Here is an 11573-nt window from a genome sequence, read left to right as displayed (position 1 = left end):
CAGCGATAAAAGCAAGTATTTCCCGCCGCATAAATATCTCAAAACCTGCTATGGACGAAGGAGGGCTGATTTTACGTCTCCCCTATCCAATGAGTAAAGCACTTTCCTTCCGGCAAAAAGCGGCATTACATCCCCCTTTTTTATATTTAGTCATCATAAGATTCTTATTCTCTGAAATACAATGTTTTGCGTAAACAGGCAAGTGATTGTATCTGATAATTTTGCATCCTGTAAAATTTTAAATCAGAGAGTTTATGGCTACAGTAAAAATTAAATTCAGACCTTCCTCTGTGGATGGCAGAGAGGGAACGGTTTATTATCAAGTGATTCACGGGCGTGTGGCAAGACAGATCAACACTTCCTATAAGTTGTTTCCTGCCGAGTGGGATAAACGTCATTCCCGGATTGTCATCATTTCGCCGGATAAGGACAGACAACAATATCTCTTGTCATTAGATAAAAAAATAACGGAAGATATTGACCGGCTGGAGAATGTCATCACTGTCTTGGAACGGAAGGGAGGTGCTTTCACTGCCGATGGCGTAACTTCCGCCTTTCACGGCGAGCATCGCGGGCTTTTCTTTCTTGTTTTTATGCGGGAAGTAATAAATGGCCTGAAGTATCTGGGAAAAGTACGAACCGTTGAGACCTATAACTCCGCGCTCAACAGTTTCATGCGATTTATGGGTGGGAAGGACGTGCCGCTCAGGGATATGGATTTCGATCTGATAATTGCATACGAAGCATGGCTGAAGTCTAAAGAAATCTCCATGAACACGATATCCTTTTACATGCGTATTTTGCGTGCGACCTACAACCGTGCCGTAGAGAAGGAACTCGTCACCCAGCGTTTTCCCTTCAAATATGTCTATACGGGAGTCGAGAGGACAACGAAGCGGGCCGTTCCACTGCGTGTGATGAAACAGCTCCGAATGTTGGACCTGTCAATTTATCCGGCTAAAAGATTTGCGAGGGACATGCTGCTTTTCAGTTTTTATACAAGGGGGATGTCCATGGTCGATATGGCATTCTTAAGGAAGAAGGATCTTGATAACAGTATCCTTACATACCGGCGGAAAAAAACCGGGCAGCGACTTTTTGTAAAATGGGAGCCATGTATGCAGGAGATCGTGGACCGTTACAATATTCCTGAGTCTCCATATCTTCTCCCCATCATCGTCAAATCAGGTGTAGACGAGAGAAAACAATATATCAATGCCTCCCATCGTATCAACAGACATTTGAAAACTATAGGAAAAGAATTAGGCTTATCCGTTCCTTTAACTCATTACGTAGCGCACCATTCCTGGGCCAGCGCAGCCCGGAGTAAGAATATTCCGATCTCTGTAATTAGTGAAGGTATGGGGCATGACTCGGAAACCACTACAAGGATCTATCTGGCCTCATTGGATACTGCCACTATAGATAAAGCGAACAGTCTGATTCTAAAATCCTTGTGCAGAGAGTAGCATATTGGGCGAATGTACCTCTCTTTTCAAGAGAGGTACAAAAAAGAAATATCCTAAATAAGGGATACTTGTTCAAGGAATGATCTTAGATATGGGAATGTTTAAGGATGATAATAATGTTGAGCAAAAATTATGGTCTCTTCATAAGAGATGAATAATGCGACGCAAAATTACATAAAATATTGAAAACGATTACAAAAATGAGCAAAAAAAGATAATACAGAATGGAATGATTCTTGAAACAGCAAAACAATTTGTTGAGCAAACAGGAACTAATAAAAATCAAGCCCCTTATTATCAGGCTATTTTGTTCATATATATCGTATTACTCATCTCTTATGAAGAGAGGTACATTTACCATAGGGAATTGTGGAGTAAATATGCCTAAATCATGGGAAGGCTGCTTGTAAGAAGTTGAAGGTATTTTGTAAAATACTATAATGTTTTTTATAGAAGTATATACTCTCCACAAAATAAACAAATGATGCTTTTTCTCCTAGAGATGTATTGATAAATTATATACAAATATGGAATCAATATGAAAGCGAGAAAAATCTTACTTGTATTCCTGATATTTTATGTAGGCCACATTCAGGCACAAGAGATACAGGATTCGGTAAAAATCTATTTCAGACAAGGGTATTCCGTATTGGAACCATCCCGTAGAAATAACAAAGAAGCGTTAGACCGGATTGCGGACAGTCTACGGACAAGCTATGCGGATTCCGTTTATCAATTGAAACGTATTCAGGTAGTAGGTGGTGCATCCCCGGAAGGTAGTATCCCTCTGAATAGACGTTTGTCAGTAAAGCGTGCCAATGTGTTGTTCAATTACCTTTCACGCTATGGAGAATTACCTGATTCTTTGAAAACTAATGTGTTCCTCGGAAGAGACTGGAATGGTCTGATCCGTCTTGTGAGCGATGACAGGAATCTGCCATACCGGAAAGAAACGCTACATTTATTGCATGAACTGGCAGAGGATGCGGCAAATGACGATCTTTCGAAAGGTGACCAGCTGCGGCGGATACAGCAACTGCGTGGTGGAGTGCCCTATTGGTATATGTATAAAAAACATTTCCCGGAATTGCGTGCCTCCCGGTTGTATCTATGGTATAAGAAAGTATGGAATCCTATCGCTCCTATGTCAATGCCTCCCATTGAACTGCCTGTACCCGAGCCCGAACCGGCAGGACCTCTACCCTTTGTCCCATATATGCCTCCGCAGCCACGGAACCTGTATTTTGCTGTGAAGACAAATATGTTGTATGATGCATTGCTCGTACCGAATATCGGTGTGGAGTTTTATCTTGGCAAAGACTGGAGCGTAGGTGCCAACTGGATGTATGCCTGGTGGAAAACAGATCGGCGACACTGGTATTGGAGGACTTATGGTGGTGATATGGTCATTCGTAAATGGCTCGGTAAAGCCGCCAAGGAAAAGCCTCTTACCGGACATCATCTGGGCCTATACGGGCAGATTTTTACTTATGATTTTGAGACAGGAGGAAAAGGCTATATGGGGGGGAAACCCGGAGGGACGCTTTGGGACAAAATGAACTATTCCGCCGGTGTGGAATACGGTTATTCGCTGCCGGTGGCATATAGGTTGAATATTGACTTTACTATTGCCGTCGGGTATTGGGGAGGAACCTATTACGAATATACTCCCGTAGACAACTGTTACGTATGGCAGGCTACCAAGGAACGGCACTGGTTTGGCCCTACTAAGGCGGAAATATCGCTGGTATGGCTGATTGGCAGAGAAAATTTCAACAAAGGGAAAGGAGGCAGACGATGAAAACCGGCATACGAGTGACTGTTTATGCGCTGTTGGCCATGATTCTTTTCTCATGCGAGCACAAGGAACTTTGCTTCCATCATCCGCATATGGTTACGCTCAGAGTGGATTTTGACTGGAAGAACGCCCCGCAAGCCGATCCGGAAGGAATGTGTGTGTATTTCTATCCTGAAGAGGGTGAATCTCCGATTCGGTTCGATTTTGCGGGGAAAGACGGAGGGTCGGTAGAGATTAAAGAGGGAAGATACCGGATACTCTGTTATAATAATGACACGGAGTCTTTACTGTTCAGAGGAATGGAAGGATTTGACACCCATGAGGGATATACGCGGGATGGCAACGTGTTTGAGAGCATTTATGGGAACGGTGCCCATTATGCGCCTCCGGCTAAAGGTTCGGAAGACGAGCGTGTCGTTATCTGCCCTGACATGATGTGGGGAAGTTGCGCCCGAAATGTGGAAATTACCGAATTAGGACTAAGTTACGAATGTATTTCTTTCGCGGACAAAGACAAGGTCGAATGGATAGAGAGTAGCGAGCATGTCATTACGCTTTATCCAGCTGAATTGATATGTACCTATACTTATGAGGTCCGTAATGTCAAGAACATGGAATATATGACGCAAGCCTGCGGGTCATTGTCGAGCATGGCTCCCTCCATGCTGTTTGCCAACGAAGAACTGGACAGGGAGTGTGTTACTGTTCCCTTTGAGACAGAGCTCCACCTCGAGAGCTCGAAAATGACCGGTAAATTCTACACGTTCGGTCATCACGAAGAGAATGCCCGTCCGCACAAAATGATGTTTTATGTATGGTATTCCAATAAGGAAAAATTCTATACAACCTTTGACGTGACCGACCAAGTGCATAAGGCTCCGGATAGAAAGCATGTACATATCATCATTGATAATGCGGGCTTCCCAGAACCGCTTCCGAACGAGGATGGATTTGATGTAGAGGTTGATGATTGGGTGGAAGTAGAAAATGATATTATTATGTAGTCTTTATATTTTTAATCTTTTTGATATTATGCAAGCGAAATCAATTCTGATGGTACTATCGGCCATGGCATTGGTAACGGCATGTGCCAACGACGAAACGATAGAAATAAACTATGGTGAAAGCATCAGCTTGAGTGCGGTAGCGGGAAAAACAACCCGTACAGGAAGCGAAGCCACCACAACCAACAGTATAAGAAACTTTCATGTATTGGCCTTTACCCAAGGAGCTACATACATGGATTGCGATGTGCGGAAGCAAGGAAATGTATGGTCGTATGGCGATACCAAGTTCTGGCCGGAAACAGATGTGGACTTCTATTCGTATAGTCCGATGAATACGCAGAATGGCAATGTTAGCATCAAGGTTGAAGGCGACAAGAAAATTGCAAACTATAACGTACCCGGCGATGAAGACCTGCTTTATGCCTTGAACCAGGCTGAAAAGAAAAACGAGCATGAGGGTGAACGACCAGTCATGGTCAACTTCCGCCATGCCCTGTCACAAATTGTATTCAGAATCAGGAATACCAGCTCTAACCTGACAGTGTTCGTAGACGCAGTGAAAGTGGAGGGAATAGAGAAACAGGGTACATTCTTCTGGCCGACTTTGAGCACTACTACTCAATGGCAGGGAACTGAGAAAGACACGGAAACTGACAACTCATGGGGAAGATGGAATATTGTGTATAACAAAGAGAACGCAAAGCAGAACAACTATGCCGCTGAGATTATTCCGATAATGGAACAAGGTTTTGTAGGTTCCATAGATGCATCTGTGCGGGACTTGACTGTTAAAACAGACAATGGCTATAAGGGATTGCTCCTTTTACCGCAGACATTGAATCCCTGGATTACGAAGACCGGCGGAACAGATGAAAATCCGGAGTACAAAATCACGGGGACAGCGCGAGTGCTTGTTAAATGCAAGCTGGTGGATACGGTATCTAATGTACAGTTGTGGCCGAACACGAACTCACACGAGGAAACCGCATGGGTGGGTGTCTCCCTGGTAGGAGAACCCAAAGACATAAACGGAAAAACCAAACAAGTCTGGAAGCAAGGCAAACGCTATGTTTATACTCTTATCTTTGGTGAGGGTGGCGGCTTTAACCCTGATCCAGATCCTGAAAATCCAGATCCAGAACCTGTATTGGTTCCTATTACATTCGCCGTAACTGTGGATGATTTCGTTGAATATCCTCAGGACCTCGATGCCAGTGTTCCTAATTCAAACTCTGGACAATAACACTGAACAACCGCAGACTTGTCTTTTCCATTTATCAAGTTGTGGAAATATAATAAGCCGGGCGGGGTTGAATGTTCCCTTCCCGGTTACTATTTATTGTACAAAAAATAAATGCCTATGCGACTTAATTTAAAAAAGGATTTCCTTCTTGTCACGACCATGCTGGTCGCTGTCGGCTGTTCCGATAGCATGACGGAAGAAAGCGATTCGGAGCAACGGATACCGATTGTCTTTGGCACACAAGTTGCCACTCGTGCAGTGGTGGAAAATAACAAGGAGGGTATGGATAATTTCACATTGTGGGGATGGGTACGGGAAAGCGACGGACCGAAATTGTTTTTCGATGCTGTTCCGGTTACTCCATCGGGAAACTATGGCGAGAAACGTTTTTGGGCTGTAGGTAGGCCTTATGGCTTTTATGCGGTGCATCCGGAAAAGATGAAAGAGAATAATATTGCCACAGAGGTCTCCTGCAACGATAAAGGTGAACTTAGGGTTACGGGGTTTGATTCTTCCGAGATGGGGAAGGGTGCTGTGGATCTGATGACAGCAGCAAAGACGGATGTGGTTTATGAGGGGGGCGGAATGATGGCGCCTGTGCTTTTGGCATTCAAACATGAATTGGCACAGGTGAAATTTACTGTCTGTACAGGGGAGAAGCAGGCGGAAGTGTCGGACATCAGACTTTTGGGGGTGGACTATAAAGGTGACTTGCTGTGGACACCGGAGGAGTCGACATGGCAAAACCGGATAAACTGCACGGAAGAAGGAACCCCTTTCGTACGCAGCGAGAGCGTGCGGATAGAAGCTGGAAGCAGTGTTACCGTGCTGGATAGCGTATTGCTGTTGCCGCAGCCGGTGACGGAGCATGTGGCGGTAACCTTTAAGTATGCCTATGCCGGCAAACCGTTGTCGGAGGCAAAAGAAGCGATGGTATACCTGGATGTGGCTCAAACAACGGAATGGATAAAGTCGAGCACTTACCATTATAAAATAACGCTGCCTGCTGGCGATGCCGATATCACTGTCAAAGTGAGCGTGGGAGATTGGGACAGCCGGGATATTTCGGCAGATTGGTAATCTCATAAACAGGAAATAGCAAGATATGAAAATTCGAAAATACTCATATATATTATGTATGTTTGCCGCAATGGTGGGGATAATGACGGCTTGTGCATCGGACGAACAGGAGGAGATGTTTCCCGGAGAGGGAGAACCGGTGACGGTGAAGCTTTCAATTGATACAAGGGCGGCAGGAGCGGATGATTTCGAATCGCAGGTGAAGACACTCAGAGTGTATGCTTTTCACAACGGTAGTCTGGTAGGGTATTATTATGGTGGTGAGGATGTGCAACCCCATACTTTCAAATGGAAGCTGCCACAAGGAGAAGTCTGGTTTTATGCGGTGGCCAATGAACAAGCGGCAGGAAAGCTGCTTAGCGAAAACAAGGGAGACATTTTTGTACTGCCCGGTGAGACTGTCGGGGGAGTACGTCCGGTCGAAGGCTTGGAAGTTGCGCCGGACAGACTGGAGTCTTTGACTTTCAGCCGGCTGCCGGAAGCGGAATATATGTCGGGCGGAACGGAAACAGACAAGGATGAAACGGGAAAAAAATACCGCTCTGCCATTGTGCCGATGACCTGTAAGTATCGTGGAACAGTTACGCACGATAATCAGGAGATAAACCTGGAACTGAAACGCAGCATAGCGAAACTACAGCTTTACTTTGCCAAGGCGGATGTGGCAGACGCCGGAGAGGGGCAGCTCTATATGGGGCGCGGGTTGTATCTCTACAATATGCCGGAATACGGGTATCTGTTTCCGAAAGAGAAGTACGAATATACGGGAGATTTCAATTGTCTGGAGGGAGCCGGTGAAAGTTCCGACTCGAAGAATCAGAAGAACGGCAAGGTAATTCTGAGTGCGGGATGGCCGGAGGAACCGGAAACCGCTCCGCAAGAAGGGACACCGGAATATGAGGTGTATGAAAAGAACTTGCTGGAGAAGACCCATATCAACGAGATTAAGGCTTTGGCACATGCCGGGAATACAGGCACGAAAAACTTTCAGTGGATGCCAGCCAAACCGATTTATCTGTTTGCCAACTCCAATGAAATTGCAGACCGTTATCCTGAGAATCCGTCAGCAGAGAGTTCAAGGGGATATTATCTGAAAATACTGTCGCATGAACATAAAGTGGGAAGTGACGGTACGGAAGGCCATGAGGCTGATATGCAATATGTGGCTTTGCCCGAAGTGGAAGCCAACATGAACCTGCGGCTGTTTTCCGTTATTTCCATGCATGGACACGTGGCTATGACAGCACATTGGATGATTGTTCCGTGGGAAGCTGGAGGCGGAGATGTGGAATTTAATTAGGCAGACGAATAACAGATAAAAATATACAGCATGATGAAAAAAACAGTGAATCATATTCTGGCGGCGGGACTGTTGGCGCTCCTGTCGCTTGCATCTTGCACCGATGAGTTCATCGAAGGAAACGACTTGCAGGGAGTAGACCGTGACAAGCGGGTGGAGGTGAGGCTTCCGTTCGGTGTGGGACGTGGCATCACTACCACGATTACAACCCGTGCGGCAGGTGGAGAGATTGATTATGACTCCCAGCTTTCGGGCGTGATGGCTTTTGTATATGAAGCGAAGAGCGACAATCCGGAAGAAAATGAGTTGTTGGCCTATCATCTGTTCTCCAATCCGTCCAATAAGCCGCTGGAAGGCGCTACCGGCGGATGGATTGCCGATAATGACGACCCTACGTGCGGTGAAATCAAGTTCTATGTTCCGGTGGGCGATGTGTATATCTATCTGTTGGGCAATGCGCAAAGTTCGTTCCTTAATTTCTTTCCGGGAGTATCGGGTGGGGATGCGCTGGGCACTCAGGCGGAGTTTTTTGAAAAAGCAACCCCGAAGTGGAACGGAAACATACACAGCGTAGACGGTTATCTGCCGCTTACGGGTATGGTGAACAACAATACAGGATTATGTCATGTGAACGAACAGGGACAAATCAGTTATACGGATGAAGAGGGAAAAACTCATACGCTGTTGCCGGACGGTAAACACGATGAAGACAACTCGTGTGTGCTGAAACGCCTGATGAGCAAGATTACAATGAATATCAGGGAAGGTAAAGGAGTGAAGTTTACGGCGCGAGATTACACGGTTCGCCATATACCTCATTATGTGTCGCCCACCGCACAGGCGTGGACGGAAGAAGAGCGGGACCGTATCCTGGTGGAAGATGCCAAGCCGGTGAATTTCGGTTTACTGGATTCTCTCACTTTTACTATATACCTGCCGGAGAACATACGCAAGGTAAGATCCGGCGTGGAGATTACCGAATACAGGCAGCGGGATAAGGTGGTGAAGACTGCCGACAATAAAAATACGGAAGAGACCGCTCCCGATGATTTTCATGCTGATAATGCCGATAATCACAAAGGGCACTACAAGTTTGAGTTTGCTCCGAAAGCTTCTACTTATATTGAACTGACCGGATGGTTTGAAAATGCAGACAAGACGGTTGCTGCCGATGTCCGTTATTATATCCATTTGGGTAATTTCGGGAAAGACCTCAATCACTTCAGCGTGGAGCGCGACCATCACTATACGTATAATGTAACCATCAACGGAGTGGATGATATAGTGGTGGAAGTGGAAGATGAGAACGAAAAGACTCCGGGAGCGGAAGGAGTGGTGTTCAAGCATGAGGCTTTCGCACATATCGATGCCCATTTTGACCAGGTGGAGATGAAATTCATGCGGAAAGACATTGAGAATGGTGTCTATCTGTATACCGACACACCTTTCGGGGTCATGGGGGTGATGTATTATCCTAAAGGTACCCCAGACGGAGGTTCGGAAGGCAAATGTGTATCCGTGAGCAGTTTCGGTATTACCAAAGAGGTGGCACAAGGCTATCTGGCGTGGCTGGAGTTTGCGAAAGAGACGCAAAAGGATAACTATTTCTATAATGGAACAAAACCGGATAAGGAAAGCCCCTATCTCCTGGAATACTATTATCCAGGCAAGGTGAAAAGTGTGTTCGATGCGCTCGATGAGTTTTATGCAAGTAAGGAGGATTCGGCGTACTACACCTGCTTTGTGGATGAGAACTTTTATGAAAGACATCCCGACCCGCGCATTACGGTACCGGTGCATCTGAAAGATTTTATCAACTGCAAGGACCGTATCTTCTCGCTTGCTACCGACCTCGAGTTCAGCCAAGATGGTAAGAGCGCGGTGTCGCAGTCGGTTTATACGCTGAAACAACGTTCCATTGCCTGCTTCTATGATATGAACGATGAGACTCTCAATAAATTCGGCTTGGAGTCGGTGGAAGAGCAGAAGCACATCCTGTATGAGCCAGAACCGGGCGAGAGGGAAGTTTGGGACGGCAGAAAGAATACTTGGCAAAAGCTGGATGGTCAGGTTGGAAATTGTAATATGCATGGTATGGAATGGGGGCTTAAAAAATCACCTTTCCTATCCGGTTTTATACTGAGGAAAGATGGAAGTCTGAAGGAATCCCGACCGATTAGCGGACAGGCCGACGATCCGGTTATCATGCTGATACGTAACCGTGATTTGAACGGCAACGGCTATCTGGACGAGGAAGAACTGCGCTGGTATGTACCTGCCATAGGGCAATTGGTGGGTATGTGGCTGGGAGAGCCTGCCATGGCAAAAGAAGCTGCCTTGTGGAAATCGTCTTTCGATATATATATAGGAGCAGACGGGAAAAAGATAAACAAGGATCCCGTACAGGGATATACGGCCAGTACATACGGTCCTTATTCCACAATATGGTCGGAACTGGGAGGATACATAAGTCATACGTATCTGAGGCACATGATTAGTGTGAGGAGCTTGGGAAGCGGAGTCGTGAGTGGCAGGATGGACAGGGAAGTTTCGTCTCCTTATTACAAATACGATGAAGCAAGCCGTACACTGGAAGTCTTTTTGGCGGACGAAGCCATGCGTTCGTTCAGTTACCGGGAGCTTCAGCCCCATAACGAACGCGATACGCAGAACCGTCTGTACAAGAAATTCCAGCTGGCACAAGAACCCATGCTGATGGATACGATTGCGAAATTTGAGTGCACTGACCCGAGTCACCTGAGATTTGATAAAGATACTCCCAGTAAGGTAACATGGACAGGTACGACATTGAAACTTATTGAGATAGACAATGCCAAACGAGATAAGTTTACCATAGCCCAAGACTATCACGAAGCAGGAGACGGAGTGACCCCCGCCGGAGCGTGGCGCTTGCCCAATGAACGCGAGCTGACATTGATTCAGCTGGCATTCAACTTCTTCCAGGATGAGGACAACCTGCCTTTCTCGCCCATGGTGAAGCCGGGAGACAAGGATGCCGTAGGTGATGCTTACGGCTGGTACAACCCACTCAGTCTGACATGCGATTTAAGTGATAAAAGGAAGCATAATTTTAAGCACCGGCTTTGCGCCATGTTCCATTGCCGTACGGCGTATTCTTACAGCCGCTATTATCCCGGTAGACACGAATATACGCCTACCGGCTACATACTGAACTATTGGAAGACCGATTCGGAAATGGAGTTGCTGAAAATTCGCCGGGTAGAAATGCACATGATGCCCTACTATTCAGATTGGAGAGGCATGGTGGAGGATACCGATGAAGATCGGGAAAAATACGGCAGAGCCGGTGTGTTCTGTGTGCGCGATGTGAGATACTGATCCGTAGGAATGACCGGATAGTTTTCCATTTTTCCGTTTAGGCGAATCTTATTTAGGGGAACACCTAAGGATACAAACAAGCCGGCTAATTCAAATATTTTTAGAATGAATTGGCTGGCTTGTTTTTTGTCATTTAACATGAATTCGATATAAGAAAGTGTTTTGATTGTTTTATAAACAACCAATTTTGTTATTTTCCTGTTGTTTTCGTCTATGTTTTGAGCGTTTTGGAGGCATATTCGCTTCTCTTATCCAGATAGCTTGCTATCTTTCTCATCAGAGAAATGAATCTGGTCCAAAAACAGATCCCCAATCA

Annotated in this window: 7 protein-coding genes and 1 pseudogene; 7 read left to right on the top strand and 1 reads right to left on the bottom strand. The window is 45.9% G+C overall.

The window, feature by feature from the left end; all coding sequences use genetic code 11:
- Positions 1-254: 254 nt before the first annotated feature.
- A pseudogene (locus CI960_RS23920) lies at positions 255-791 on the top strand (phage integrase SAM-like domain-containing protein); the annotation flags it as partial.
- Between the two features lie 20 nt (positions 792-811).
- Here the strand turns inward: CI960_RS23920 and CI960_RS23915 are convergent.
- On the bottom strand, positions 812-862 hold the full coding sequence (locus tag CI960_RS23915) for a hypothetical protein (protein ID WP_367303006.1): 51 nt from the start codon (positions 860-862) through the stop codon (positions 812-814).
- 1145 nt (positions 863-2007) lie between these two features.
- Between CI960_RS23915 and CI960_RS10055 the strand changes: the two genes are divergently transcribed.
- The 6 genes from CI960_RS10055 (at position 2008) to CI960_RS10030 (ending at position 11257) form a co-directional block, all read left to right on the top strand.
- Positions 2008-3270 (top strand): DUF3575 domain-containing protein, encoded by a 1263-nt coding sequence (locus CI960_RS10055; RefSeq protein WP_005856597.1) that lies wholly within the window; start codon positions 2008-2010, stop codon positions 3268-3270.
- Positions 3267-4271, top strand: coding sequence for a DUF5119 domain-containing protein (locus tag CI960_RS10050; protein WP_005856599.1), 1005 nt, complete (start codon positions 3267-3269; stop codon positions 4269-4271). The genes CI960_RS10055 and CI960_RS10050 overlap by 4 nt, the downstream gene beginning before the upstream one ends.
- Before the next feature lie 28 nt (positions 4272-4299).
- On the top strand, positions 4300-5517 hold the full coding sequence (locus tag CI960_RS10045) for a fimbrillin family protein (protein ID WP_005856601.1): 1218 nt from the start codon (positions 4300-4302) through the stop codon (positions 5515-5517).
- 117 nt (positions 5518-5634) lie between these two features.
- Entirely contained in the window at positions 5635-6597 is a 963-nt protein-coding gene (locus tag CI960_RS10040) for a fimbrillin family protein (protein ID WP_005856603.1), read from the top strand.
- A gap of 25 nt (positions 6598-6622) precedes the next feature.
- Positions 6623-7897, top strand: a complete 1275-nt coding sequence (locus CI960_RS10035) for a FimB/Mfa2 family fimbrial subunit (RefSeq protein WP_005856606.1) — start codon at positions 6623-6625, stop codon at positions 7895-7897.
- 30 nt (positions 7898-7927) lie between these two features.
- Entirely contained in the window at positions 7928-11257 is a 3330-nt protein-coding gene (locus CI960_RS10030; protein WP_232305156.1) for a DUF4906 domain-containing protein, read from the top strand.
- Positions 11258-11573: the final 316 nt, after the last annotated feature.

This window comes from Parabacteroides sp. CT06, from assembly GCF_002257605.1.
Classification (GTDB): Bacteria; Bacteroidota; Bacteroidia; order Bacteroidales; family Tannerellaceae; genus Parabacteroides; species Parabacteroides distasonis.
The sequence above is the reverse complement of the archived record's forward strand: the minus strand, read 5'-3'. Positions and strand labels throughout refer to the sequence as shown.

What these genes read in the sequence shown, in the direction of transcription:
- CI960_RS10045 (WP_005856601.1), top strand. Translation starts at nt 4,300, where the DNA reads ATGCAAGCGAAATCAATTCTGATGGTACTATCGGCCATGGCATTGGTA.
- CI960_RS10050 (WP_005856599.1), top strand. Translation starts at nt 3,267, where the DNA reads ATGAAAACCGGCATACGAGTGACTGTTTATGCGCTGTTGGCCATGATT.
- CI960_RS10055 (WP_005856597.1), top strand. Translation starts at nt 2,008, where the DNA reads ATGAAAGCGAGAAAAATCTTACTTGTATTCCTGATATTTTATGTAGGC.
- CI960_RS10030 (WP_232305156.1), top strand. Translation starts at nt 7,928, where the DNA reads ATGATGAAAAAAACAGTGAATCATATTCTGGCGGCGGGACTGTTGGCG.
- CI960_RS10040 (WP_005856603.1), top strand. Translation starts at nt 5,635, where the DNA reads ATGCGACTTAATTTAAAAAAGGATTTCCTTCTTGTCACGACCATGCTG.
- CI960_RS10035 (WP_005856606.1), top strand. Translation starts at nt 6,623, where the DNA reads ATGAAAATTCGAAAATACTCATATATATTATGTATGTTTGCCGCAATG.